Origin of the sequence: Halalkalibacter lacteus (assembly GCF_036663595.1) — a bacterium.
Lineage (GTDB): Bacteria > Bacillota > Bacilli > Bacillales > Bacillaceae_D > Halalkalibacter > Halalkalibacter lacteus.
The window spans coordinates 13,543-40,326 of sequence record NZ_JAWRVL010000021.1; the positions used below are offsets into that span (position 1 = coordinate 13,543).

Consider the following 26,784-nt stretch of genomic DNA (forward strand, 5'->3'; position numbering starts at 1 on the left):
CAACATTGGCTGAGAGTGGTTTAGGTATCTTACTTTGAACATGCACCCTAGAGCCTTTTTCTGAAATGATAAGCAGAGTAGGAAAAAGCGAGTAGCTTCGTTATAAGCTATAGAGATGAGTAGGTTTATCGTTAGCCTATTTGTAAACAGAGTGGAACCGCGCAAAAAGCGCCTCTGTGCATAATTGCACAGAGGCGCTTTTTATATATTTATAGCTGATATGTTGATGAAACAAACAGTTATGCTCTGGTTTCTTGAAAAGGGGGATGGAACATATGAGGAAGAAGTTTCGAACGTTATTAAACGATGTTGATGTTGTATTTGAACAAGACCCTGCTGCGAGAAGCCGCCTTGAAGTTATTTTTACGTACTCAGGTGTTCATGCAATCTGGTCCCATCGGTTGGCCCATTGGCTTTGGAGACACAAGATGTTTTTCTTAGCTAAATCACTCTCACAAATCAGTCGTTTTTTCACAGGGATTGAAATTCATCCAGGTGCTGTGATTGGACAACGTCTATTTATTGATCATGGCATGGGAGTCGTTATAGGAGAAACATGCGAAATCGGAAATAACGTTACGATTTATCAAGGTGTGACACTTGGAGGAACGGGGAAAGAAAAAGGAAAGCGCCATCCAACAGTGGAAAATGGTGTGTTAATTGCATCTGGAGCGAAAATATTAGGTTCATTTAAAATTGGAGAAAATGCAAGAATAGGTGCTGGGTCAGTTGTGTTAAAAGAAGTACCGGCTAATTCCACGGTTGTAGGAATACCAGGGCGAATTGTGATCCAAGACGGAGTGAAAGTAGAACATGGACTGAACCACCACACCTTACCTGATCCGATTGCCGATAAATTAAAAGAATTAGAAGAAGAAGTAAAAGCACTAAAAGCTGAGCGAGAACATTGGCACAAATCTTCACCAATGGATTAGCTATTAGCATAGTGTAGTAGAAAAAGAAAGAAGGAGTCAATCTGATGTCAATTCATGTTTATAATAGTCTTTCGAGAAAAAAGGAGCCGTTCATTCCCATTGAGGAAGGAAAAGTGAAGATGTATGTTTGTGGTCCTACGGTTTATAACTACATCCATATTGGGAATGCAAGACCTCCTATTGTGTATGATATGGTCCGAAAATATTTGGAATACCGAGGATATGATGTGACCTTTATTTCGAATTTTACCGATGTTGACGATAAAATTATCCGTGCAGCCAATGAATTAGGGGAGGATGTTTTTAAAGTAGCGAATCGTTTTATTGAAGCCTATCACCAAGATACGTGTGCGCTTGGTGTGAAGGAAGCCGATATTCATCCGCGTGTAACAGAAACGATTCCAGAGATTATTGCTTTTATTGAGGCGTTAGTGAATAAAGGGTATGCTTATGAATCAAAGGGAGATGTTTACTTTAGAACGCGTAAATTTGAAGGGTACGGAAAGCTCTCGTCTCAACCAATCGAAGATTTACGTTCTGGAGCACGAATTGAAGTTGATGAACGAAAAGAAGATGCCCTGGATTTTGTTCTTTGGAAAGCTGCAAAAGTTGAAGAAATCTCTTGGAAGAGTCCATGGGGAGAGGGCAGACCGGGATGGCATATCGAATGCTCAGCTATGGTAAGAAAATATTTAGGAGATACAATTGATATTCACGCAGGCGGTCAAGATTTATCCTTTCCTCATCATGAAAATGAAATTGCTCAATCAGAGGCTTTAACGGGTAAGCCGATGGCAAATTATTGGCTTCATAACGGTTTTATTAACATTGACAATGAAAAAATGTCGAAATCACTCGGAAATTTTGTTTTGGCAAATGAAATTATTCGACAGCATTCAGCAGAAGTCGTGCGTTTCTTCATGTTAACGGCACACTATCGCAGTCCGATTAACTTCAGTGATGAATTATTAGAGGGAGCTCGGAATGGACTTGAACGATTAAAAACAGCTGTTTCAAGTTTAGAGCATCGATTAGAAGAGTCAGTGGATCTTGGCCAAGAGGCAGATTGGTTTGAGAGAGTTGATGCGCAAAAACAACGATTCATTCAAGAAATGGATGATGATTTTAATAGTGCAAATGGAATTGCCGTTTTGTTTGACTTAGCCAAAGAGGCAAATCGATATCTTCGTGAAGAACAAACATCGAAAAAAGTGTTAGAAGCCTTTATCTCTCTATTTCATGAGTTTGCAAATGTTTTAGGCCTGATCTTGCATTCACAAAAAGAACTATTAGATGCTGATATCGAACTATTAATCGAAAAGCGTAATGAAGCAAGAAAACAAAAAGACTTTGCGCTTGCCGATCAAATTCGTGATGAATTAAAAGAGCAAGGCATTGTTTTAGAGGATACGGCACAAGGTGTTCGTTGGAAACGAGGATAATATGAAGATCATTGAGACGCAAGTAGATTTCAAGCAATTGAATGCATTAGCGCTTGCCTACATGGGTGATTCGGTATTAGATATGTATATTCGCTATTATCTCATTGCTAAAGGCAATGTTAGGCCGCATCGCCTCCATGTTGAGGCGACGAAATACGTTTCGGCAAAAGCTCAAGCGTTTATTATGGGTAGGCTACTTGAAGTTAGCTTTTTAACAGAGGAAGAAATAGCGATATTTAAACGAGGGCGAAATGCAAAATCGGGGTCAATCCCTAAGAATACCGACTTAAACACGTACCGATATTCAACTGGGTTTGAAGCATTGTTAGGGTATCTTTATTTCCAAGGGAAGCAAGAGCGCCTTGATGAAATTATGAAAAAAGCTGTCATCATTATAGATGAAAAATAAGTTAGTAGAAAGGAGGAAAAGAAAATGAGTCAAGAGTTTATTGTAGGTAAAAATCCGATTATCGAAGCGCTGAAATCAGGTCACTCGATTAATAAAATTTGGATTGCTGAGGGATCACAAAAAGGACAAATGACAAAAGTTGTTCAGTTAGCAAAAGAAAATAATGTGCTCATTCAACATGTCCCGAAGAAGAAATTAGTACAACTTGTTGATACAGATAATCATCAAGGTGTTGTCGCTTCTATTGCCGCATATGAATATGCAGAGATCGATGACTTGTTTGATGCAGCAAGTAAGCGAGGGGAGGATCCATTTTTTCTAATATTAGATGAAGTGGAGGACCCTCATAATCTAGGGTCTATCTTACGTACGGCAGATGCCGTCGGCGCTCACGGAGTCATTATTCCAAAAAGACGTGCAGTAGGGCTAACACAAACGGTTGCCAAGTCTTCAACAGGTGCAATTGAATATGTTCCGGTTGTCAGAGTTACCAATATAGCAAGAACGATGGACGAGTTAAAGAATCGTGGGATCTGGTTTGCTGGCACGGATGCGTTAGGATCTGATGATTATCGTAAGGCAACATTTACGATGCCAATTGGTCTTGTCATTGGTAGTGAAGGAAAAGGAATTAGTCGTTTAGTAAAGGAAAAATGTGACTTTCTAGTGAAGATCCCTATGGTTGGTCACGTTACGTCTTTAAACGCATCAGTTGCGGCAAGCTTACTCATGTATGAAGTGTATCGGAGACGCCATGAAATAGGTAGTGAGTAAGATGAAAGATATCTTACTTGTTGATGGATATAACATGATAGGGGCATGGCCTGAACTCCGAATATTAAAAGACAAAGACCTAGGACTCGCAAGAGATCGTCTCGTTGAAGTCATGGCTGAGTATCAAGCTTATACTGGTTATAAAGTGAAAGTCATTTTTGATGCACATATGGTTGAGGGGATAGGAAAGAATTATCACAACCATCGTGTTGATGTCCTCTATACACGTAAGAACGAGACAGCAGATGAACGAATTGAAAAACTCGTAAATGAGTTAAAGCGAATTGACACACGTATTCACGTTGCAACATCTGATTTCACAGAGCAATCGTTGATCTTTGGAAGTGGTGCGTTAAGAAAGTCGGCTCGTGAGTTATTAATAGAAACTGAAACAATTGAAAAAGGGATCGACACGGAAGTACAAAATACGCAAAAAAAGAAAAATTCGACAAAAATTCCGCTTAGTGATGAAATTGCTGAAATTTTTGAAAGATGGCGTCGACAGCGTTGATGTGCTGTTGACCATCTGGAAAACTGTGCTATATAATGGGGCTATACTTAAGACAACAGCAAAGGTCGGAGGGATTGTCGTGAGCATGGACCTTCAAGAAACCAAGTTAAAACCGATATATGATGCAGTTGAAGATGATGAATTGGTTATTCTTGCAAGAAATGGTGATAGTGGAGCTCTAGAGTTTTTAATCAATAAATATAAGAATTTTGTTCGTGCGAAAGCAAGGTCTTATTTTTTGATAGGTGCTGATCATGAAGATATTGTTCAAGAAGGAATGATCGGACTTTATAAAGCGGTTCGTGATTTTAATGGGGACAAGCTGTCTTCTTTTAAAGCTTTTGCCGAGCTTTGTATAACGAGACAGATTATTACAGCCATTAAGACTGCTACAAGACAAAAGCATATTCCTTTAAATTCATATGTTTCGCTTGACAAGCCTTTATACGATGAGGAATCTGATCGAACTTTGCTAGATGTAATATGTGGAACACGTGTGACAGATCCGGAAGAGTTGTTAATTAATCAAGAGGAATTTGAAGATATTGAATTGAAAATGGGTGAACTACTTAGTGACCTTGAGCGACAAGTGTTAACGCTTTATTTAGATGGGAGGTCTTATCAAGAGATTTCAGTTGACTTAAATCGGCATGTAAAATCAATTGATAATGCCTTGCAAAGAGTAAAGCGTAAATTAGAACGCTATGTAGAGCTTAAAGGAGTTTCTATATCTTAATTGATAGAGGGTAACTCATGGATAGAATCTAAAATCGTCTAGTACACAACCAATATAATGGTTGTATACTAGAAGGAAGGTAGATTCTACTTGAGTCACCCTCTATTTTTCTAATCTTACTGATTGTTCTAATAATTGACACGAAATGTTGCGTATGATAGATTAAAATAGTATGTACTTAAATAGTGGAGGTGCGTTGTGCGAACAAAAGTAGTATTAGCATGTGACGTTTGCCGTTCAAGAAATTATGTAACTGAGAAAAGCAAACAATCGCACAGTAACCGCATTGAAATGAAGAAGTTCTGTAAGGCTTGTCAAGAACACACGCTTCATCGTGAAACGAAGTAAATAGAATGGGCTTTCAATTTGCCAATAAAATGTAATGATTTCGAATAGATAAAGACGTATTTGTCTATATTGATTGATGCTGGAGGTGTCTGTGGTGGTTGGCGGAGTGAGAAATATTGGGAAGTTTCTTCAAGATGTTGTACGAGAAATGAAACGCGTATCCTGGCCTACTCGAAAGGAATTAATACGTTATACATGGGTTGTTATAGGAACGGTAGCGTTTATTTCGGTTTTCTTCTTTATTGTAGATTACGGGATTTCAGAGCTTGTTCGCATCCTGCTCGGTTAGTATTTGTGTGTAATCGTTAGAATAGCTTCTAAAAAGTTATGTGATTGAGTGCTTATTAAGTGCTCGTTGCTTAGAGTTTGTCTCGAGTGAATCGACCTTAGGGGTAAGCTCTATATTGAAGAGGAGGGAAGGACAAAACCGTCCTAGTTAACATGGAAAAAAATTGGTATGTGCTTCATACGTATTCAGGGTATGAAAATAAGGTGAAAACGAATCTGGAAAAACGTTTAGGATCAATGGATATGACGGATAAAATCTTCCGTGTGCTTGTACCTGTTGAAGAAGAAACAGAAGTGAAGAATGGAAAAAGTAAAACGGTATCAAAGAAAGTTTTTCCTGGTTATGTCATTGTTGAAATGATCATGACGGATGATTCTTGGTATGTTGTGAGAAACACGCCAGGAGTAACGGGGTTTGTTGGATCTGCTGGTGCGGGTTCTAAGCCAACGCCGCTGCTTGAAGAAGAAGTTGAAGCTATCTTGAAACAAATGGGTGTGGAACAACCAAAAGCGGAAGTTGACTTTGAAATAAAAGAGTCTGTTAAAGTGAAAGAGGGTCCTTTTGCTAATTTTGTTGGGTCGATTGAAGAGATTCAAATAGATAAACAAAAGCTGAAAGTTCACGTTAATATGTTTGGGCGCGAAACGCCGGTTGAACTAGACTTTAATCAAGTTGAAAAGATTTAATCAAAAAAAACTTGATATCTTTCGTTAGAAGTGATAGAATCTTCATGGTTGACAATGGTTTCAGAAAATGAACCAGCGGGTGCACAAAGCATTGCATCCGTTTTTTGAGTGGGAGGGTGTAAATATATACACCCGGATACCACATCACGGACTTTAAGGAGGTGTGTCACGTGGCTAAAAAGGTTATTAAAATGGTTAAATTACAAATTCCTGCTGGGAAAGCTAATCCAGCGCCACCAGTTGGTCCTGCATTAGGTCAAGCAGGTGTAAATATCATGGGATTCTGTAAAGAATTCAACGCTCGTACTTCAGACCAAGCGGGTCTTATTATCCCGGTTGAAATCACGGTATTTGAAGACCGTTCGTTTACATTCATCACAAAAACTCCACCTGCAGCTGTTCTTCTAAAGAAAGTTGCTGGAATCGAGTCAGGTTCTGGGGAGCCTAATGTTAAAAAGGTTGCTACAGTGAAGCGTGATAAAGTACGCGAGATTGCTGAGACGAAAATGCCAGATCTTAACGCAGCTGATGTAGAAGCGGCTATGCGTATGGTTGAAGGTACTGCTCGCAGCATGGGTATTGTGATTGAAGACTAATTGGTAAGTTACTGGAGGTTGCAGCCTATTTCATAGGTTCGCAACCTTTCATAGTGGGAGGTATTACCGCTAAAACCACATTCGAGGAGGAAATAAGCATGGCTAAGAAAAGTAAAAAATATACAGATGCTTTGAAACTTGTTGATCGTGATACTGCGTATCAAGTAGAAGAGGCAATTGAATTAGTAAAGAAAACAGCGACAGCTAAATTTGACGAAACAGTTGAAGTAGCTGTACGTCTTGGTGTTGACCCTAAGAAAGCAGACCAACAAATTCGTGGTGCTGTTGTTCTTCCTAACGGTACAGGTAAAACACAACGTGTACTTGTTTTCGCTAAGGGTGAAAAAGCGAAAGAAGCTGAAGCTGCTGGCGCTGATTATGTAGGTGATGAAGATTTCATTAACAAAATCAACCAAGGTTGGTTTGAGTTTGATGTTATCGTAGCTACACCTGATATGATGGCTCAAGTAGGTAAATTAGGTCGTGTCCTTGGACCGAAAGGGTTAATGCCTAACCCGAAAACAGGTACTGTAACATTTGATGTGACAAAAGCTGTTAACGAAATCAAAGCTGGTAAAGTTGAATACCGCGTTGATAAAGCTGGTAACATCCACGTGCCGATTGGGAAAGTTTCTTTTGAAACTGGAAAGCTTATTGAAAACTTCAAGACAATCATTGAAATTCTTGTTAAGGTTAAACCTGCAGCTGCTAAAGGTACGTACATGAAGAATGTAGCAGTTGCATCTACAATGGGACCTGGAGTTCGTGTGAACGCATCTGTTTACGCAAAATAATGATTGACTTTTAAAAGGGTTGTGTATATACTTGTAAAAGTGTCTTACATGACGCGTTAAAATTAAATGTCATACCGTAGACCGTAGGTGTCATCGTACTTAATATCCTACCGAGGTAAGCAATAGATACAGGAACATTAACTGTGTTTGTATGCCCTCATGTCTACATGAGGGCTTTTTATATGCTTCTTAAGCGGTATGGTAGAAAAACCATAGGAGGTGTAAGGATGAGCGTATTAGAACAAAAAAAGCAAGTAGTATCAGATATCGCGACGAAACTACGTGATAGTAAATCAACGGTTGTTGTCGATTACCGCGGATTGACTGTTGCTGAAGTGACAGAACTTCGTAAGCAACTTCGTGAAGCTGGTGTTGAGTTCAAGGTATACAAGAACACACTTGCGCGTCGTGCAACAGCTGAGGCGGAACTAAGTGCTCTTGATGAGCAACTTGTGGGTCCTACAGCGATTGCATTTAGTACAGAAGACGTTATTGCTCCTGCGAAGGTCATTAACGAATTTGCTAAAAAACACGAAGCACTTGAGATTAAAGCGGGTGTCATTGAAGGACAAGTTGCAACTGTTGCAGAAGTTAAAGCTCTTGCTGAACTTCCATCACGCGAAGGACTTCTTTCAATGCTTGCAAACGTACTTCAAGCTCCAGTTCGTGGTTTCGCATTGGTTACAAAGGCTGTTGCAGAACAAAAAGAAGAGCAAGGTGCGTAAGTAGTAGCATCTTAGCGTGTTGAACGTATTCAACAACGAAATGAAAAATAAAATAATACAACAATAGGAGGATTTTAAAATGACTAAAGAACAAATCATTGAAGCGGTTAAAGAAATGACTGTTTTAGAACTTAATGACCTAGTAAAAGCAATTGAAGAAGAATTTGGTGTAACTGCTGCTGCTCCTGTAGCTGTAGCTGCTGGTGGCGGAGACGCTGGTGCTGCTGAGCAAACAGAATTTGATGTTATTCTTGAATCTGCTGGTGGTTCTAAAATCAACGTTATCAAAGTTGTTCGTGAAATTACTGGCCTTGGTCTTAAAGAAGCAAAAGGACTTGTTGATGGCGCTCCTGCTCCAATCAAAGAAGGCGTTGCTAAAGAAGAAGCTGAAGGATTCAAAGCTAAGCTTGAAGAAGCTGGTGCATCTGTAACAGTTAAGTAATAGTGATTGATAAGGAAGGACTCGCTTATGGCGAGTCCTTTTTTCAAATTGTTAGAGGGTGTTGTCTAAATGGGAAATGAGTGAAGCTTTGACGTGGGCGACTTAAATAGGAGCGTGCTTGGTTATAATGGAAAAGAAATATCAAGGGAAGGGGTGATTTTAGTGTCTGATCATTATTATTCAGAAAAACCAAATGTAGAAAGTGACGAGCGTGATTGGACGTTTTCACTAAGGGGCAATACATTCCGATTTTATTCGGATCGTGGAGTGTTTTCAAAAAAGGAAGTTGATTTTGGCAGTGGGCTATTAGTTGAATCCTTTGTGTTTCCTAGTATAGAAGGTAATATTTTAGATGTTGGCTGTGGATATGGTCCAATCGGTTTAACGTTAGCGAAAGTAGATCATAGTCGTCAAATGCATATGGTAGATGTGAATGAAAGAGCTTTACTATTAGCTGGTCGCAATGCAGAAAGAAACTCTATTAGCAATATTACAATCTATAAAAGTGATTGTTTGGAGAGTGTTACGAAAACTGATTTTAGTGCGATCGTGACAAACCCTCCTATTAGAGCTGGTAAAAAAGTGGTACATGCAATTTTCGAGCAATCTTTTCATCATTTGAAAAAAGATGGAGAGCTTTGGGTTGTGATCCAAAAGAAACAAGGTGCGCCATCTGCTATTGAGAAATTACAAAGTCTATTTCAAGAAGTAGAAGTCGTTGTAAAGAAAAAAGGCTACTATATTATTAGGTCAAAAAAGATTGACCCGACTTGTCTTTTGTGATATTGTTATTTAATGCGTATAACTACCTAATTTTAGATCGTCATTTTTCTCAAAAGTCAAGTGGAAATATATGAATAACGATGGTTAATAGTGGTTATACTAATATAATCGAATGAAGTTTGTTACCTATTTTTCGGTAAAAGAAAGAAATCGAGCTTTCTTTTACCGTCCGTACATAATTAGATGTGCGAGTTCTGATTAATCGATAAAGATGTTATATTTCATTGTATTTCTGTGAATGAAGGAAATAGATGTGTATACATTTTTTGATACTATAACGCGAGATTTGAGGGGTGAATCAGTTGACAGGTCAACTAGTTCAGTATGGACGCCACCGCCAGCGAAGAAGCTATGCAAGGATTAACGAAGTATTGGAGCTGCCGAATTTAATTGAAATCCAGACAGCATCCTATCAGTGGTTTCTTGATGAGGGCCTAAGAGAGATGTTCCAAGATATTTCTCCAATTCAAGACTTCACAGGGAACTTAGTTCTAGAATTTATTGACTATAGTCTTGGAGAGCCAAAATATCCAGTAGATGAGTCTAAAGAACGTGATGTCACGTATGCAGCGCCATTACGTGTGAAGGTTCGTCTGATCAATAAGGAAACTGGAGAAGTAAAAGAGCAAGAAGTCTTTATGGGGGATTTTCCATTAATGACTGAGACAGGTACGTTTGTGATCAACGGTGCCGAACGTGTTATTGTATCCCAACTCGTGCGCTCACCAAGTGTATACTACAGTCAAAAAACGGATAAAAACGGTAAAAAAGGGTTTACAGCTACAGTTATCCCGAATCGTGGTGCGTGGTTGGAGCTTGAAACAGACGCTAAAGATATCGTTTACGTTCGTATAGACCGCACAAGAAAAATACCAGTGACGGTTCTTTTGCGTGCATTAGGTTTTGGATCTGATCAAGAGATCATTGATTTACTAGGGGAAGATGAATACCTTCGAAACTCATTAGAAAAAGACAACACAGATGGTACAGAAAAAGCGTTACTGGAAATTTATGAGCGCCTTCGACCTGGTGAACCACCAACAGTTGAAAACGCGAAGAGTCTTTTAGATTCACGTTTTTTTGACCCGAAACGTTATGACTTAGCGAATGTTGGTCGTTATAAGATTAACAAAAAACTTCACATTAAGAATCGCCTATTTAATCAGCGTCTAGCAGAAACGTTAGTAGACCCTGAAACAGGAGAAGTGATTGTTGAAGAGGGGACGCTGCTCGATCGTCGTACGCTTGACCGTATACTACCTTACATTGAAAATAACGTAGGATTTCGTCATGTACGTGCTTCTGGTGGTGTAGTAAATGATGATGATATTGCATTACAATCAATTAAAATATATGCTCCTAATGATCAAGATGGAGAACAAACGATTCAAGTGATAGGTAATGCAATGGTAGAGCGTGATGTGAAGCATATTACACCTTCTGATATTATTGCATCTATTAACTATTTCTTTAATCTATTACACGGTGTAGGTGGTACCGATGATATTGACCATCTCGGAAATCGTCGACTACGTTCTGTAGGCGAACTCTTGCAAAATCAATTCCGTATCGGTTTGTCTCGTATGGAGAGAGTTGTTCGTGAACGGATGTCAATTCAGGATCCTAACATGATTACACCGCAAGCGTTAATTAACATTCGTCCCGTTATCGCATCGATCAAGGAGTTCTTTGGTAGCTCTCAGTTATCACAGTTCATGGATCAAACGAACCCATTAGCAGAATTAACGCATAAACGTCGTCTATCAGCACTTGGACCTGGTGGGTTAACTCGTGAGCGTGCAGGTTTTGAAGTTCGTGACGTTCACTACTCTCACTATGGCCGTATGTGTCCGATTGAAACACCGGAGGGACCAAACATTGGTTTGATTAACTCTCTTTCTTCTTATGCGAAAGTAAATGAGTTTGGGTTTATGGAGACACCATATCGCCGTGTCGATCCTGAAACAGGAAAAGTAACCTCGCAAATTGATTACTTAACTGCAGATGAAGAGGACAACTATGTTGTCGCTCAGGCGAATGCACGCCTTAACGACGATGGTTCATTCATTGATGATAATATTATCGCGCGTTTCCGTGGTGAGAACACTGTTGTACCTCGTGAACGTCTAGATTATATGGATGTATCGCCGAAACAAGTTGTTTCTGCTGCGACATCTTGTATTCCGTTCTTAGAAAATGATGACTCCAATCGTGCCCTAATGGGAGCGAATATGCAACGTCAAGCTGTTCCGTTACTTGTTCCAGAATCGCCGATTGTTGGTACCGGTATGGAGCACGTGTCTGCAAGAGATTCAGGTGCGGCCATTGTTTCAAAGAGCAAAGGTATTGTCGAACGTGTAACAGCAAAAGAAATTTGGGTTCGCCGACTTGAAGAAATCGATGGCAAAGAAGTAAAGGGCGACCTCGATAAATATAAGCTACAAAAGTTTATCCGCTCAAACCAAGGGACTAGCTATAACCAACGACCGATTGTAGCCGAAGGAAACGTTGTTACAAAGCGTGAAATCTTAGCTGATGGACCTTCAATGGAGTTAGGTGAAATGGCGCTTGGTCGCAATGTTATGGTTGGATTCATGACATGGGACGGGTATAACTATGAGGATGCAATTATTTTAAGTGAGCGTCTTGTGAAAGATGATGTGTATACATCTATTCATATTGAAGAATATGAATCAGAAGCTCGAGATACGAAGCTTGGACCTGAAGAAATTACACGTGATATCCCGAATGTAGGGGAAGATGCTCTTAAAAATCTTGATGAGCGTGGAATTATTCGTACAGGTGCAGAAGTAAAAGATGGCGATATTCTAGTTGGGAAGGTTACACCTAAAGGTGTCACAGAACTAACAGCTGAAGAGCGTCTTTTACACGCAATCTTTGGTGAGAAAGCTCGTGAAGTACGGGATACATCACTTCGTGCACCACATGGTGGAGATGGAATTGTACTTGATGTAAAAATCTTTAATCGTGAAGATGGTGACGAATTGCCTCCTGGTGTCAATCAGTTGGTTCGTGTATATATCGTACAAAAACGAAAAATTCATGAAGGTGACAAAATGGCTGGACGTCATGGTAACAAGGGTGTTATCTCTCGTATTCTTCCTGAAGAAGATATGCCTTATTTACCGGACGGAACACCAATTGATATCATGTTAAACCCACTCGGTGTACCATCTCGTATGAACATCGGTCAGGTACTCGAACTGCACCTTGGAATGGCTGCACGAAAACTAGGTATCCATGTAGCATCACCAGTATTTGATGGTGCTAGTGAGGAAGATGTTTGGTCTACAATTGCAGAATCAGGGATGGCTCGTGATGGAAAAACAGTCTTATATGATGGCCGTACGGGTGAGCCTTTTGATAACCGTGTGTCTGTTGGGATTATGTATATGATTAAACTTGCGCACATGGTAGATGATAAGTTGCATGCTCGTTCAACTGGTCCATATTCTCTTGTAACGCAACAGCCTCTAGGCGGTAAAGCTCAGTTTGGTGGTCAGCGTTTCGGAGAGATGGAAGTATGGGCACTTGAAGCTTATGGTGCTGCTTACACACTTCAAGAAATTTTAACGGTTAAATCCGATGATGTTGTTGGACGTGTTAAGACCTATGAAGCGATCGTTAAGGGAGAGAATGTCCCTGAACCGGGTGTACCAGAATCATTTAAGGTACTTATTAAAGAACTTCAATCCCTAGGTATGGATGTGAAGATGCTTTCAAGTAATGAGGAAGAAATTGAAATGAGAGAGCTTGATGACGAAGATGAACAAACAAGCGAAAAGTTGAATTTAAACTTCGAATCAAGTGAGTCAAAAGCATAAATAAAGCTTGGGAGCTAGTAAAGGCTAGTTCCCTCAAGCTGTCTACTTTGTATATGAACGGATTTCACACATTATTACGTTAGTCGCGTGCTCGATTAGACATGGAAACGAAAAGGGAGGTTAGCCCCTTGATAGATGTAAACAACTTCGAATATATGAAAATTGGTCTTGCTTCACCAAACAAAATCCGCTCTTGGTCAAGAGGGGAAGTTAAGAAGCCGGAAACAATCAATTATCGTACGTTAAAGCCGGAAAAGGATGGACTTTTCTGCGAACGTATTTTCGGCCCTACAAAAGATTGGGAATGCCATTGTGGAAAATACAAGCGTGTCCGTTATAAAGGTGTTGTATGTGACCGCTGTGGAGTAGAAGTCACGCGTGCGAAGGTTCGTCGTGAACGTATGGGGCACATTGAACTTGCTGCACCTGTGTCACACATATGGTATTTCAAAGGGATTCCAAGCCGCATGGGACTTGTTCTTGACATGTCTCCGCGTTCACTTGAAGAAGTAATCTATTTTGCTTCTTACGTTGTTACTGATCCAGGTGATACGCCCCTTGAGAGAAAGCAACTACTTTCTGAAAAAGAGTATCGTACATACCATGATAAGTACGGTCGTTCGTTCAATGCCCAGATGGGTGCTGAAGCGATTCGTAAGCTACTCGCTGATATTGATTTAGAGAAGGAAGTAGGACTTTTAAAAGAGGAACTAGTGACCGCTCAAGGTCAGCGTCGTACACGTGCGATTAAACGTCTTGAAGTGTTAGAAGCGTTTCGTAACTCTGGAAATGAGCCATCATGGATGGTTCTTGATGTTCTTCCGGTTATTCCACCTGAACTTCGTCCGATGGTGCAATTAGATGGTGGTCGTTTTGCAACATCTGATTTAAACGATCTTTACCGTCGAGTTATTAACCGTAACAATCGGCTGAAACGTCTTCTTGATTTAGGCGCACCGAATATCATCGTTCAAAATGAAAAACGTATGCTTCAAGAAGCAGTTGATGCTTTAATTGATAATGGCCGTCGTGGTCGTCCAGTTACTGGACCAGGTAACCGTCCACTTAAATCTCTTTCGCATATGCTGAAAGGAAAACAAGGACGTTTCCGTCAAAATCTACTTGGTAAGCGTGTAGACTATTCTGGTCGTTCCGTTATCGTTGTAGGTCCTAATTTAAAAATGTATCAATGCGGGTTGCCGAAAGAAATGGCACTTGAGTTATTTAAGCCATTTGTTATGAAGGAACTAGTTAGTAAGGGCTTTGCTCATAACATTAAGAGTGCAAAACGGAAAGTAGAGCGAGTTCAGCCAGAGGTTTGGGATGTGTTAGAAGAAGTGATTCGTGAGCACCCAGTCTTATTGAACCGCGCACCTACACTTCACCGTCTTGGTATTCAAGCGTTTGAACCAACACTTGTTGAAGGTCGTGCTATTAAACTCCATCCACTTGTTTGTACTGCGTATAATGCAGACTTTGATGGAGACCAAATGGCTGTTCACGTACCGTTGTCAGCAGAAGCACAAGCAGAAGCACGTATTCTAATGCTTGCAGCTCAAAACATTTTGAATCCAAAAGACGGAAAACCGGTTGTTACACCTTCACAAGATATGGTTCTTGGTAACTACTATCTAACGTTGGAACGAGTCGATGCAAAAGGGGAAGGGTCTATCTTTAAGGATACGAATGAAGCATTGATTGCCTATCAAAACGGATATGTTCATTTGCATACCCGCGTTGCCGTTCCGGTTTCATCGCTTAACAAACCAACATTCCGTGAAGATCAAACGGATAAGTTGCTTTTAACAACAGTTGGTAAATTGATCTTTAATGAAATTTTACCGGAGTCGTTCCCGTACATTAATGAACCAACAACGTTTAATCTAGAAGAAGAAACACCAGAAAAGTACATTGTTGCGAGTACAACGAATGTAAAAGAATATTTCTTAAACAATGAACTTGTTTTGCCGTTTAAGAAAGGGTTCTTAGGAAATGTCATTGCTGAAGTGTTCAAGAAGTTTGCGATTGCGGAAACATCTAAAATGCTTGACCGTATGAAAGAGTTAGGATTTAAACACTCAACTAGAGCTGGTATAACTGTTGGGGTTGCTGATATCGTCGTATTAGCGGAGAAGAAAGAAATTCTTACAGAAGCAGAAAAGAAGGTTGAGAAGATTCTAAAGCAATTCCGTCGTGGTCTTATTACAGAGGAAGAGCGTTATGATCGTGTTATTTCCGTATGGAGTGAAGCGAAGGATGTTATTCAAAGTAAGTTAATGGGGACGCTTGATCGAAGCAATCCGATCTTTATGATGAGTGACTCTGGTGCCCGTGGTAACGCATCAAACTTTACACAGCTTGCCGGTATGCGTGGTCTTATGGCTAACCCGTCTGGTCGAATTATTGAGCTTCCGATTAAATCAAGTTTCCGTGAAGGGTTAACAGTACTCGAGTACTTTATCTCGACTCACGGTGCGCGTAAAGGACTTGCCGATACGGCACTTAAGACTGCCGATTCAGGATACCTTACTCGCCGACTTGTTGATGTTGCTCAAGATGTCATTGTTCGTTCCGATGATTGTGGTACTGACCGTGGACTAGCAGTACAAGCGATTAAAGAGGGCAATGAAGTAATCGAGAATTTATACGATCGTCTTGTTGGTCGTGTCGCATTTAAAACACTTAAGCATCCAGAAACGGGCGAAGTGTTAATTAGTAAAAATGAATTAATCGATGAAGATATCGCTAGAACGATTATTGAGGCTGGTGTAGAAGAGGTCACAATTCGCTCAGTCTTCACATGTGATACTCGCCATGGTGTTTGTAAGAAATGTTACGGACGTAACCTTGCAACTGGTAGTGACGTAGAAGTTGGGGAAGCGGTTGGAATTATCGCTGCTCAATCAATTGGTGAGCCTGGAACTCAGCTTACGATGCGTACCTTCCATACTGGTGGGGTTGCCGGTGATGATATTACACAAGGTCTTCCGCGTATCCAAGAACTATTTGAGGCGCGTAATCCAAAGGGTCAAGCAGTTATCTCTGAAATTGATGGTGAGATTATTGATTTCAAAGAAGGAGATAAGCGTGAAGTTACGATTAGAAGTGAAATGGAAACGAAGAATTATGCGATTCCATATGGTGCGCGAATTAAAGTAGCTATTGGTGACTTTGTTAAGTTCGGTGAGCCGATTACTGAAGGTTCCATTGATCCTAAAGAGTTGCTAAAAGTTAAAGGTATGAGTGGCGTTCAAGAGTACTTGCTCCGCGAAGTACAAAAAGTTTATCGTATGCAAGGGGTTGAAATTGGCGATAAGCACGTAGAGGTAATGGTTCGCCAAATGCTTCGTAAAGTGCGCGTTGTCGATGCTGGTGAAACGAATGTATTACCAGGATCTCTTATTGAAATTCAACAATTTAACGATGAGAACAAAAAGGTCCTTCTTAATACGAAGCGTCCTGCAACTGGTAAACCTGTGTTACTTGGTATTACAAAGGCTTCACTTGAAACAGACTCATTCTTATCCGCTGCATCGTTCCAAGAAACGACTCGCGTCTTAACTGATGCTGCGATCAAAGGTAAGAGAGATGAATTACTTGGTCTAAAAGAGAATGTTATCATTGGGAAACTTGTACCAGCTGGAACAGGAATGCCGCGTTATCGTCACATAAACATTACCTCTGAGTATGATGAGGTTGCTACTGAGTCTACATCTACAGATGAGGTAAAAGTTGGAGAAGAAGTTCTTACTCACGAATGATTTTTGTAAAGTTGTTGACAGTAGTGTCTGAGAGTGATAATATATCAAAGTGTGCCTGATAAACCTGTTGCTTTGGAGGATGAAACATGTCTTATGAAAAAGTCTTACAGGCAAAAGACCTAGTTATAGGTACTAAACAAACGCTTAAGGCGCTTGATGATGGTATTGTCTCTGAAGTTCTTATTGCAAATGATGCGGATTACCACGTAGTATACAAGGTTGAAGCATTGGCTAAGACCAAAGATATACCACTATTATATGTTGACTCAATGAAGAAGCTTGGAAAAGCTTGTGGCATTGAAGTTGGCGCAGCCACTGTTGCTTTAAGGAAGTAATCGTGTTTTTGCCACCCGGCGTAGCCCGTTTGGCAAAAACTTTACTTTTGCCTAAAGATGATCCACCAGGATCAGTGGTCTTAAATTTTTGAAGAGAGGAGGAAACAAAATGCCTACAATTAATCAATTAATTCGTAAAGGTCGTATTGCGAAAGTTAAGAAGTCTGATTCTCCAGCTCTTAACAAAGGGTTCAACAGCTTCAAAAAGCATCAGACTAATCTATCATCTCCACAAAAGCGTGGTGTATGTACTCGTGTTGGTACGATGACTCCAAAGAAGCCGAACTCAGCACTTCGTAAATATGCTCGTGTACGTTTAACAAACCAAATTGAGGTAACAGCTTACATCCCAGGAATCGGTCACAACCTACAAGAGCACAGTGTTGTTCTTATCCGTGGTGGACGTGTTAAGGATTTACCGGGAGTTCGTTACCACATCGTTCGTGGAGCACTAGATACAGCAGGTGTTCAAAACCGTATGCAAGGTCGTTCTAAATATGGAACTAAGCGTCCAAAAGCTAAAAAGTAATCTATTTAATATTGAAGGGAGGGTAAATTATGCCTCGTAAAGGACCAGTCACTCGTCGTGATGTATTGCCAGATCCAATTTATAAGTCAAAGCTTGTTACACGCTTAATCAACCGTATTATGGAGGATGGAAAACGTGGAAAAGCACAAACAATTCTTTATAATGCATTTGAACTTGTTAAAGACCGTAGCGGAAATGATCCTATGGAAGTTTTCGATCAAGCTCTAAAGAACATTATGCCAGTTCTTGAAGTTAAAGCTCGCCGTGTTGGGGGTGCTAACTATCAAGTGCCAATCGAAGTTAAACCTGAACGTCGTACAACATTAGGTCTTCGTTGGTTAGTAAGCTATGCTCGTAAACGTGGAGAGAAGACGATGGAAGAGCGTTTAGCTTATGAGATTCTTGATGCTGCAAACAACACAGGTTCTGCTGTTAAGAAGCGTGAAGATACTCACAAGATGGCAGAAGCGAACAAAGCATTCGCTCACTATCGTTGGTAGGATTTAGATCATACTAAATAAATTGATTGAATCAGGAAGGAGAAATACCCTATGGCAAGAGAGTTCTCCTTAAAAGATACACGTAATATCGGCATCATGGCTCACATCGATGCTGGTAAAACAACAACAACTGAACGTGTTCTTTTCTACACAGGACGTATCCATAAAATTGGTGAAACTCATGAAGGTGCTTCTCAAATGGACTGGATGGCACAGGAGCAAGAACGTGGAATCACGATCACTTCTGCTGCGACAACAGCTGCTTGGAAAGGCCACCGTATTAATATTATTGATACACCTGGGCACGTAGATTTCACTGTAGAAGTAGAGCGTTCATTACGTGTGTTGGACGGAGCTGTAGCAGTACTTGATGCTCAATCTGGTGTTGAGCCTCAGACAGAAACAGTTTGGCGCCAAGCTACTACTTATGGTGTGCCGCGTGTCGTATTTATAAACAAAATGGACAAGACAGGTGCTGATTTCCTTTATTCTTTAGGTACTCTTCGTGACCGTCTTCAAGCTAATGCGCATGCAATCCAATTACCAATAGGTGCAGAAGATGATTTCGAAGGAATCATTGACCTTGTTGATATGGTTGCTTACTTCTACGAAGATGATCTTGGTACTCGCACAGAAGCAAAAGAGATCCCTGCAGAGTACAAGGATCAAGCTCAAGAACTACACGAGCAACTTGTTGAAGCAGTAGCTGAACTTGATGAAGAGTTAACAATGAAGTATTTAGAAGGAGAAGAAATCACAAAGGAAGAACTTAAAGCTGCAATCCGTATAGGTACTTGTAACGTTGAGTTTTATCCAGTAATTTGTGGATCGGCATTTAAGAACAAAGGTGTTCAACTTATGCTTGACGCTGTTCTTGATTACCTTCCATCACCTTTAGATGTTCCAGCTATCAAAGGTATTATACCTGATAGTGAAGAAGAAGTAATTCGTGAGTCTGGTGATGATCAACCATTCTCTGCACTAGCGTTTAAGGTTATGACTGACCCTTACGTTGGGAAACTTACTTTCTTCCGTGTTTATTCAGGAACACTAAATTCAGGTTCTTATGTTAAGAACTCTACAAAAGACAAGCGTGAGCGAGTTGGGCGTATTTTACAGATGCATGCAAATTCTCGTGAGGAAATCTCTACGGTTTACTCTGGTGATATTGCTGCTGCTGTAGGTTTGAAAGATACAACAACTGGGGATACTCTATGTGATGAAAAGAGTCTTGTAATTCTTGAATCTATGGATTTCCCTGAGCCGGTTATCTCATTATCTGTTGAGCCTAAATCAAAGGCTGATCAAGATAAAATGGGTATGGCTCTTGCGAAACTTGCAGAGGAAGATCCAACTTTCCGTACTGAAACAAACGAAGAAACTGGTCAAACAATTATTTCTGGTATGGGTGAACTTCACCTTGATATCATTGTTGACCGTATGAAGCGTGAGTTTAAAGTTGAAGCTAACGTTGGTGCACCTCAAGTATCATATCGTGAAACGATTCGTCAATCGGCACAGGTTGAAGGTAAGTTCGTGCGTCAATCAGGTGGTCGTGGACAATTTGGTCACGTATGGGTTGAATTCTCTCCTAACGAAGAAGGGGCAGGATTTGAGTTTGAAAATGCAGTAGTCGGTGGATCTGTTCCCCGTGAATACATTAACTCTGTTCAGCAAGGGATTGAAGAATCTCTAGCTAATGGGATGGTAGCTGGTTATCCTATCATCGATATTAAGGCTAAGTTATATGATGGTTCTTACCATGATGTCGATTCTAGTGAAATGGCGTTTAAAATTGCCGCTTCAATGGCACTTAAAAACGCTAAGTCAAAATGTGCACCAGTTTTACTTGAGCCATTAATGAGAGTTGAAGTTGTTGTACCTGAAGAGTACATGGGAGATGTAATGGGTGACGTTACTGCTCGCCGTGGACGCGTTGACGGAATGGAAGCACGTGGTAATGCACAAATCGTTAAAGCGTTCGTACCATTAGCTGAAATGTTTGGTTATGCAACTTCATTACGTTCTCGTACTCAAGGACGTGGAACGTACTCTATGTTCTTTGATCATTATGAAGAAGTGCCGAAGAGCGTTTCTGAAGAGATCATTAAGAAACAAACTGGACAATAATAATTGTTTCTAATTGTTTCAAATGTTTTTTTGTTGTAAGATAAGAAAGGTGTAAATCTCTTAGGGATCTATCACCTTTCTTATCCATAAAAAATACTTATATTATACTTATGTTCAATTAAGGGAGGAAATGAATCATGGCTAAAGAAAAATTCGACCGTTCCAAAACACATGCCAACATTGGTACTATTGGACACGTTGACCACGGTAAAACTACACTTACTGCTGCAATCACAACAGTATTAGCTAAAAAATCTGGTAAAGGTGTTGCAATGGCGTATGACGCTATTGATGGTGCTCCAGAAGAGCGCGAGCGTGGTATCACAATCTCAACTGCGCACGTTGAGTATGAAACTGACAGTCGTCACTATGCACACGTTGACTGCCCAGGACACGCTGACTATGTTAAAAACATGATCACTGGTGCTGCACAAATGGATGGAGGAATCTTAGTAGTATCTGCTGCTGATGGTCCAATGCCACAAACTCGTGAGCACATCCTTTTATCTCGTCAAGTAGGTGTTCCATATCTTGTTGTTTTCATGAACAAGTGTGACATGGTTGACGATGAAGAACTTCTTGAATTAGTAGAGATGGAAGTTCGTGACTTACTTTCTGAGTACGATTTCCCTGGTGATGACATTCCTGTTATCCAAGGTTCTGCTCTTAAAGCGCTTGAAGGAGATGCTGCTTACGAAGAAAAAATTCTTGAGCTTATGGCTGCAGTTGATGACTACATCCCAACTCCTGAGCGTGACAAAGAGAAGCCTTTCATGATGCCTGTTGAGGATGTATTCTCAATCACTGGTCGTGGTACAGTTGCTACTGGTCGTGTTGAGCGTGGACAACTTAACGTTGGTGACACTATCGACATCATCGGTATTACTGAAGAGCCTAAATCAACTACTTGTACGGGTGTTGAAATGTTCCGTAAGCTTCTTGATTATGCTGAAGCTGGAGACAACATCGGCGCACTTCTTCGTGGGGTAGCTCGTGATGAAGTACAACGTGGACAAGTACTTGCTAAGCCAGGTACAATCACTCCACATACAAACTTCAAAGCTGAAGTTTATGTTCTTTCAAAAGAAGAAGGTGGACGTCACACTCCATTCTTCTCTAACTACCGTCCTCAGTTTTACTTCCGTACAACTGACGTAACTGGAATTTGTAACCTTCCAGAAGGCGTTGAGATGGTAATGCCTGGAGACAACATTGAAATGACGGTTGAGCTTATCGCTCCAATCGCTATCGAAGAAGGTACTAAGTTCTCTATCCGTGAGGGTGGACGTACTGTTGGTGCCGGCGTTGTTGCTTCAATTCAAAAGTAATAACAATACTGAACCACCTTGGATATTCCAAGGTGGTTTTGGTGTTTTTAAATTGGGTACTGTTCGTTAAAGTTTCTTCAAAAAAATGGAACCACTAAAAAACCTTCATTGTATTAACACGTTCTCTAAATACCGTATACATACAAATTGGAGCTAGAATTGTAACCACTCCAATCGCTGTAAACGCTATACCCCATGAAAAGTGATCTAAGAAAATGCCAAAGAGTAAAGGAGCAAAGATCGTTGCACTAAACCTTAAGACTGATCGAATCCCTAGGGCTATGCCTAACAATTCAGGATCAGCTACTTCACTAATAGCAGTATTATATATAGGAGAATCAGCAACAATTGTAAAACCGTAAATAAAAGCGAATCATAAACCCTCCTATATTTGCTGTAATAATTGGTGCTAAAAATAGTTTACAATATTTGCTATAGGAAACTTAACGAATCAATGCATAAATAAGTTGATTTTTTATAAAAGAGGCTATATAATAGTAAAAGTGTGATCAGCGTAGGTTTTCACTTGCACTGATTTTTATTTTTGTGTATAATGTGAAACGTTGGTCATTGACAGCGATGATGTGGAAGGTTGCTGACACACCAGGCCCCATTGCCATGGCAGGGTGTAGGAAATTTCCACGGAGTATGTCTGTTTATAAAAATGGACGATAAAGGAGGGGCTATAATGGCAAAGCAAAAGATTCGCATTCGTTTGAAAGCATATGATCATAGAGTCCTTGATCAATCTGCAGAAAAGATTGTAGAAACAGCAAAACGTTCAGGTGCAAGTGTATCGGGTCCGATTCCACTTCCTACTGAAAAGTCTGTATATACAGTACTTCGTGCGGTTCACAAGTACAAAGATGCTCGTGAACAGTTTGAAATGCGTACTCATAAACGTCTTATTGACATTGTGAATCCAACACCACAAACTGTGGATGCGTTAATGCGTTTGGATTTACCGTCTGGTGTCGATATCGAAATTAAACTGTAGTACTTACGTTAAAATTAACTAATGAGAAATTACTCATTATTATGATATGAAAAATGGCATAAAATTATGATTTTTAATAGGAGGTGTAACGGATGACTAAAGGAATCTTAGGTAGAAAAATTGGCATGACTCAAGTCTTTGCTGAAAATGGTGAAGTAATCCCGGTAACAGTTATTGAAGCTGAACCTAACGTGGTTCTTCAAAAGAAAACTGTAGACTCTGATGGTTACGGAGCAATCCAAGTAGGATTTGCTGACCAAAAGAAAGCAAATACAAACAAGCCAGCTGAAGGCCATGCTGCAAAAGCAAACACGGCTCCTAAGCGCTTCATCAAGGAAATCCGTAACGTGAATCTTGACGAGTATGAAGTAGGTCAAGAAGTTAAGGTAGATACATTTGCTGAAGGTGATGTAGTTGACGTAACAGGAACATCGAAAGGGAAAGGTTTCCAAGGTGCTATTAAGCGTCATAACCAATCTCGCGGACCGATGTCTCATGGTTCACGCTATCACCGTCGCCCTGGTTCAATGGGACCAGTTGCTCCAAACCGTGTATTTAAAGGGAAATTACTCCCTGGACGTATGGGTGGAGAAACAATTACTGTTCAAAATCTTGAAATCGTAAAAGTGGATACTGAACGCAATCTTCTTCTAGTAAAAGGTAACGTACCTGGTGCAAGAAAGAGCTATGTGTCTATCCAAAGTGCGGTTAAAGTAAAATAAAGATTGAAAGAAAGGAGGACACATCATGCCGAAAGTAGCATTATTTAACCAAACAGGCTCTCAAGTTGGAGATATTGAACTTAACGAAACTGTATTTGGAATTGAACCAAATAAAAGTGTGCTTCATGACGCTGTAGTTATGCAACAAGCATCTCTTCGTCAAGGAACACATAAAACAAAAGGACGTTCTGAAGTACGTGGTGGCGGTCGTAAGCCATGGCGTCAAAAGGGAACTGGTCGTGCACGTCAAGGATCGATCCGTTCACCACAATGGGTAGGTGGTGGTGTAGTATTTGGCCCAACGCCACGTAGCTACAGCTATAAATTACCTAAAAAAGTTCGTCGTTTAGCTATTAAATCTGCTCTTTCTAGTAAAGTGCAAGCTGAGGAAATCGTAGTGCTAGACAATCTAGCTTTCGATGCTCCGAAGACTAAAGAAATGGCTGCCGTTCTTTCTAGCCTATCTGCTGACCGTAAAGCATTAGTTGTAACTGCTGATTATAATGAAGCTGTTGCTCTATCTGCACGTAACCTACCTGGTGTAACGTTTGTTACAGCCGACCGTGTAAGCGTGCTTGATGTGCTTAAGCATGATAAACTCGTTATTACGAAAGATGCCGTTGAAAAGGTAGAGGAGGTGCTTGCGTAATGTCAAACGCTCGTGATATCATTAAGCGCCCTGTGATTACTGAACGTTCAACTGACCTAATGAGTGATAAAAGATATACATTCGAAGTTGATGTTCGTGCGAATAAAACTCAAATCAAAGATGCGGTCGAAGAAATCTTTGAAGTGAAAGTTGATAAAGTAAACACAATGAATTACAAAGGTAAATCTAAACGTTTTGGTCGTTACACGGGTTACACAGCTCGTCGTAAAAAAGCCATCGTTACATTAACACCTGAAAGCAAAGAACTTGAGTTCTTTGAAGGTGTATAAGAAATACTAGCGAAGGAGGGAAATAGAAATGGCGATTAAAAAGTATAAACCAACCAGTGCCGGTCGCCGTGGTATGTCTGTATTAGACTTTGCAGAAATCACAACGGATAAACCGGAAAAATCGTTACTAGCACCTTTACACAAAAAAGGCGGACGTAACAACCAAGGTAAATTAACTGTACGTCACCAAGGTGGCGGACATAAACGTCAATATCGTGTTATTGACTTTAAGCGTAATAAAGATGGAATTCCAGGACGCGTTGCTACGATCGAATACGATCCAAACCGTTCTGCTAATATCGCTTTAATCAACTATGTTGATGGAGAAAAGCGTTACATCTTAGCACCAAAAGGTCTTAAAGTTGATATGGTTATCGAGTCTGGAGCTGAAGCGGATATCAAAGTTGGTAATGCGTTACCACTTGTAAATATCCCTGTAGGTACAGTCATCCATAACATCGAACTTAAGCCTGGAAAAGGTGGACAATTAGTTCGTTCTGCTGGTACAGAAGCTCAGCTTTTAGGTAAAGAAGGTCAATACGTTCTTGTTCGTCTAAACTCTGGTGAAACTCGTTACATCCTAGCAACTTGCAGAGCTACAATTGGTCAAGTTGGTAATCTAGAGCATGAACTTGTTAACATTGGTAAAGCAGGTCGTTCTCGTTGGTTAGGTAAACGCCCTACTGTACGTGGATCTGTAATGAACCCTAACGATCACCCACACGGTGGTGGTGAAGGTAGATCACCAATCGGACGTAAGTCTCCAATGTCTCCTTGGGGTAAACCAACTCTTGGTTACAAAACTCGTAAGAAGAACAAAGGATCAGATAAGTATATTGTACGTCGTCGTAAAAAATAACGGGGTTGCACTACGGTTCTATTAGAACCGTGGGTAATCACGAAGGGAGGTTTTCTCATGGGTCGTAGTTTAAAAAAGGGACCTTTTGTCGATGATCATTTGATGAAAAAGGTTGAAGTAATGAACGAAGGCAGTGATAAGAGAGTTATCAAGACTTGGTCTCGTCGCTCAACAATTTTCCCTGAGTTTATTGGTCATACTATCGCAGTATATGATGGCCGTAAACACGTGCCTGTTTACGTTTCTGAGGATATGGTCGGTCACAAACTTGGTGAATTCGCACCAACTCGTACGTATAAAGGTCATGCAGCTGATGATAAGAAAACAAGACGTTAATAGGTAAGTAAGAGAGGAGGTCAATCCTATGCAAGCTAAAGCGGTAGCAAAACAAGTTCGTATTGCTCCTCGTAAAGTACGTCTAGTTGTAGACTTGATTCGTGGCAAGCAGGTTGGTGAAGCTGTGGCTATTTTACGTCACACACCTAAAGCTGCTTCTCCAGTTGTAGAAAAGCTTTTAAACTCTGCAATTGCGAATGCTGAACACAACTATGAAATGGAGCCAAACAACCTTGTAATTAGCGAAGTGTTTGTAGATGAAGGTGTAACGTTAAAACGTTTCCGTCCACGTGCTATGGGACGTGCGAGCCGTATCAACAAACGCACTAGTCATATTACATTAGTTGTAACTGAAAAGAAGGAGGGATAAGACGTGGGTCAAAAGATTAATCCTACTGGACTTCGAGTTGGCGTTATTAAAGACTGGGAGTCAAAATGGTACGCTGATAAAGATTATGCTGATTTATTACACGAAGATATTAAAATTCGTGAATATGTTGAAAAACGTTTAAAAGATGCATCTGTGTCTAAAGTAGAAATCGAACGTGCTGCAAATCGCGTAAACATTACAATTTCTACTGCTAAGCCAGGTATGGTGATCGGAAAAGGCGGTTCAGAAGTTGAAGCGTTACGTAAAGCCCTAAATGCATTAACTGGCAAACGTGTCCACATCAACATTCTTGAAATCAAATATGCTGATTTAGATGCGAAACTTGTTGCTGAAAATATTGCTCGTCAATTGGAAAATCGTATTTCGTTCCGTCGTGCGATGAAGCAAGCCATCCAACGTACAATGCGTTCTGGTGCTAAGGGTATTAAAACTCAAGTATCTGGTCGTCTTGGTGGCGCTGATATTGCTCGTTCAGAACATTATAGTGAGGGAACTGTTCCACTTCACACTCTTCGTGCTGATATCGATTACGGTACTGCTGAAGCTGATACAACATACGGTAAGCTAGGTATCAAAATCTGGATTTATCGTGGTGAAGTCCTTCCAACGAAAGGAACGAAAAAAGAGGAAGGAGGCAACTAA

General features: G+C 40.4%; 30 protein-coding genes and 2 other annotated features (1 of these 32 only partly in view). Of the genes, 29 read left to right on the forward strand and 1 reads right to left on the reverse strand.

Going from position 1 to position 26,784, the window contains the following annotated elements; genetic code table 11:
• Positions 1-179: a binding site (T-box leader), on the forward strand; it begins 53 nt to the left of the window's first position.
• Positions 180-275: 96 nt separating this feature from the next.
• The 21 genes from cysE to tuf all read left to right on the forward strand — a co-directional run bounded on the left by cysE (position 276) and on the right by tuf (position 21,898).
• A complete protein-coding gene (cysE, locus tag SAZ04_RS14920) occupies positions 276-935 on the forward strand; it encodes a serine O-acetyltransferase (protein ID WP_332696518.1) in 660 nt (219 codons plus the stop codon).
• Positions 936-979: 44 nt separating this feature from the next.
• Positions 980-2,377, forward strand: a complete 1,398-nt coding sequence (gene cysS / locus SAZ04_RS14925) for a cysteine--tRNA ligase (RefSeq protein ID WP_332696521.1) — start codon at positions 980-982, stop codon at positions 2,375-2,377.
• Position 2,378: 1 nt separating this feature from the next.
• Positions 2,379-2,786, forward strand: coding sequence for a Mini-ribonuclease 3 (locus SAZ04_RS14930; RefSeq protein WP_332696523.1), 408 nt, complete (start codon positions 2,379-2,381; stop codon positions 2,784-2,786).
• 24 nt (positions 2,787-2,810) lie between these two features.
• Positions 2,811-3,560, forward strand: coding sequence for a 23S rRNA (guanosine(2251)-2'-O)-methyltransferase RlmB (rlmB, locus tag SAZ04_RS14935; protein WP_332696526.1), 750 nt, complete (start codon positions 2,811-2,813; stop codon positions 3,558-3,560).
• Between the two features lies 1 nt (position 3,561).
• Positions 3,562-4,071 (forward strand): NYN domain-containing protein, encoded by a 510-nt coding sequence (locus SAZ04_RS14940; RefSeq protein WP_332696528.1) that lies wholly within the window; start codon positions 3,562-3,564, stop codon positions 4,069-4,071.
• A 79-nt stretch (positions 4,072-4,150) separates the two neighbouring features.
• Positions 4,151-4,807 carry an RNA polymerase sporulation sigma factor SigH gene (gene sigH, locus SAZ04_RS14945; RefSeq protein WP_332696531.1) on the forward strand — a complete coding sequence of 219 codons (657 nt, stop codon included), beginning with the start codon at positions 4,151-4,153 and terminating at the stop codon, positions 4,805-4,807.
• A gap of 198 nt (positions 4,808-5,005) precedes the next feature.
• Positions 5,006-5,155, forward strand: a complete 150-nt coding sequence (gene rpmG, locus SAZ04_RS14950) for a 50S ribosomal protein L33 (protein ID WP_332696534.1) — start codon at positions 5,006-5,008, stop codon at positions 5,153-5,155.
• Positions 5,156-5,231: 76 nt separating this feature from the next.
• Positions 5,232-5,444 (forward strand): preprotein translocase subunit SecE, encoded by a 213-nt coding sequence (secE, locus tag SAZ04_RS14955; RefSeq protein WP_431309016.1) that lies wholly within the window; start codon positions 5,232-5,234, stop codon positions 5,442-5,444.
• A gap of 152 nt (positions 5,445-5,596) precedes the next feature.
• Complete coding sequence (gene nusG / locus SAZ04_RS14960; RefSeq protein ID WP_332696540.1) at positions 5,597-6,130, forward strand: transcription termination/antitermination protein NusG; 534 nt, start codon at positions 5,597-5,599, stop codon at positions 6,128-6,130.
• A gap of 170 nt (positions 6,131-6,300) precedes the next feature.
• Positions 6,301-6,726: a 50S ribosomal protein L11 gene (gene rplK / locus SAZ04_RS14965; RefSeq protein WP_332696542.1), complete on the forward strand. Its 426-nt coding sequence runs from the start codon at positions 6,301-6,303 to the stop codon at positions 6,724-6,726.
• A 53-nt stretch (positions 6,727-6,779) separates the two neighbouring features.
• Positions 6,780-7,520, forward strand: a complete 741-nt coding sequence (rplA, locus tag SAZ04_RS14970; protein WP_332696545.1) for a 50S ribosomal protein L1 — start codon at positions 6,780-6,782, stop codon at positions 7,518-7,520.
• Positions 7,521-7,576: 56 nt separating this feature from the next.
• Positions 7,577-7,710: a sequence feature (ribosomal protein L10 leader region), on the forward strand.
• Between the two features lie 37 nt (positions 7,711-7,747).
• Entirely contained in the window at positions 7,748-8,245 is a 498-nt protein-coding gene (gene rplJ / locus SAZ04_RS14975; protein WP_332696548.1) for a 50S ribosomal protein L10, read from the forward strand.
• A gap of 79 nt (positions 8,246-8,324) precedes the next feature.
• Positions 8,325-8,687: a 50S ribosomal protein L7/L12 gene (rplL, locus tag SAZ04_RS14980; protein WP_332696551.1), complete on the forward strand. Its 363-nt coding sequence runs from the start codon at positions 8,325-8,327 to the stop codon at positions 8,685-8,687.
• A 162-nt stretch (positions 8,688-8,849) separates the two neighbouring features.
• A complete protein-coding gene (locus SAZ04_RS14985) occupies positions 8,850-9,470 on the forward strand; it encodes a class I SAM-dependent methyltransferase (protein WP_332696554.1) in 621 nt (206 codons plus the stop codon).
• A gap of 302 nt (positions 9,471-9,772) precedes the next feature.
• The gene (gene rpoB, locus SAZ04_RS14990; RefSeq protein WP_332696557.1) at positions 9,773-13,315 is read left to right on the forward strand and encodes a DNA-directed RNA polymerase subunit beta; all 3,543 of its coding nucleotides are present in this window, start codon (positions 9,773-9,775) and stop codon (positions 13,313-13,315) included.
• Between the two features lie 128 nt (positions 13,316-13,443).
• Positions 13,444-17,076, forward strand: coding sequence for a DNA-directed RNA polymerase subunit beta' (rpoC, locus tag SAZ04_RS14995; protein WP_332696560.1), 3,633 nt, complete (start codon positions 13,444-13,446; stop codon positions 17,074-17,076).
• 86 nt (positions 17,077-17,162) lie between these two features.
• On the forward strand, positions 17,163-17,411 hold the full coding sequence (locus SAZ04_RS15000; protein WP_332696563.1) for a 50S ribosomal protein L7ae-like protein: 249 nt from the start codon (positions 17,163-17,165) through the stop codon (positions 17,409-17,411).
• Between the two features lie 109 nt (positions 17,412-17,520).
• Positions 17,521-17,940 carry a 30S ribosomal protein S12 gene (gene rpsL / locus SAZ04_RS15005; RefSeq protein WP_332696565.1) on the forward strand — a complete coding sequence of 140 codons (420 nt, stop codon included), beginning with the start codon at positions 17,521-17,523 and terminating at the stop codon, positions 17,938-17,940.
• A gap of 29 nt (positions 17,941-17,969) precedes the next feature.
• Complete coding sequence (gene rpsG, locus SAZ04_RS15010; RefSeq protein ID WP_332696568.1) at positions 17,970-18,440, forward strand: 30S ribosomal protein S7; 471 nt, start codon at positions 17,970-17,972, stop codon at positions 18,438-18,440.
• A gap of 51 nt (positions 18,441-18,491) precedes the next feature.
• Complete coding sequence (fusA, locus tag SAZ04_RS15015) at positions 18,492-20,570, forward strand: elongation factor G (RefSeq protein ID WP_332696571.1); 2,079 nt, start codon at positions 18,492-18,494, stop codon at positions 20,568-20,570.
• A gap of 137 nt (positions 20,571-20,707) precedes the next feature.
• On the forward strand, positions 20,708-21,898 hold the full coding sequence (gene tuf, locus SAZ04_RS15020; RefSeq protein WP_332696573.1) for an elongation factor Tu: 1,191 nt from the start codon (positions 20,708-20,710) through the stop codon (positions 21,896-21,898).
• Between the two features lie 94 nt (positions 21,899-21,992).
• Here tuf and SAZ04_RS15025 read toward each other — a convergent pair whose 3' ends face one another.
• Positions 21,993-22,262: an MFS transporter gene (locus SAZ04_RS15025; RefSeq protein ID WP_332696707.1), complete on the reverse strand. Its 270-nt coding sequence runs from the start codon at positions 22,260-22,262 to the stop codon at positions 21,993-21,995.
• A gap of 324 nt (positions 22,263-22,586) precedes the next feature.
• Between SAZ04_RS15025 and rpsJ the strand changes: the two genes are divergently transcribed.
• The 8 genes from rpsJ (at position 22,587) to rpsC (ending at position 26,784) form a co-directional block, all read left to right on the forward strand.
• Complete coding sequence (gene rpsJ / locus SAZ04_RS15030) at positions 22,587-22,895, forward strand: 30S ribosomal protein S10 (protein ID WP_227938904.1); 309 nt, start codon at positions 22,587-22,589, stop codon at positions 22,893-22,895.
• A gap of 92 nt (positions 22,896-22,987) precedes the next feature.
• The gene (gene rplC / locus SAZ04_RS15035) at positions 22,988-23,617 is read left to right on the forward strand and encodes a 50S ribosomal protein L3 (protein ID WP_332696582.1); all 630 of its coding nucleotides are present in this window, start codon (positions 22,988-22,990) and stop codon (positions 23,615-23,617) included.
• A gap of 25 nt (positions 23,618-23,642) precedes the next feature.
• Positions 23,643-24,266, forward strand: a complete 624-nt coding sequence (gene rplD, locus SAZ04_RS15040; protein WP_332696585.1) for a 50S ribosomal protein L4 — start codon at positions 23,643-23,645, stop codon at positions 24,264-24,266.
• Positions 24,266-24,556 carry a 50S ribosomal protein L23 gene (gene rplW, locus SAZ04_RS15045; protein ID WP_332696588.1) on the forward strand — a complete coding sequence of 97 codons (291 nt, stop codon included), beginning with the start codon at positions 24,266-24,268 and terminating at the stop codon, positions 24,554-24,556. Before rplD ends, rplW begins: the two co-directional genes overlap by 1 nt.
• A gap of 28 nt (positions 24,557-24,584) precedes the next feature.
• Positions 24,585-25,415 carry a 50S ribosomal protein L2 gene (gene rplB, locus SAZ04_RS15050; protein ID WP_332696591.1) on the forward strand — a complete coding sequence of 277 codons (831 nt, stop codon included), beginning with the start codon at positions 24,585-24,587 and terminating at the stop codon, positions 25,413-25,415.
• Positions 25,416-25,472: 57 nt separating this feature from the next.
• A complete protein-coding gene (gene rpsS / locus SAZ04_RS15055) occupies positions 25,473-25,751 on the forward strand; it encodes a 30S ribosomal protein S19 (protein ID WP_332696594.1) in 279 nt (92 codons plus the stop codon).
• Positions 25,752-25,779: 28 nt separating this feature from the next.
• Positions 25,780-26,121, forward strand: coding sequence for a 50S ribosomal protein L22 (gene rplV / locus SAZ04_RS15060; protein WP_034631489.1), 342 nt, complete (start codon positions 25,780-25,782; stop codon positions 26,119-26,121).
• A 3-nt stretch (positions 26,122-26,124) separates the two neighbouring features.
• Positions 26,125-26,784: a 30S ribosomal protein S3 gene (gene rpsC, locus SAZ04_RS15065; RefSeq protein WP_332696599.1), complete on the forward strand. Its 660-nt coding sequence runs from the start codon at positions 26,125-26,127 to the stop codon at positions 26,782-26,784.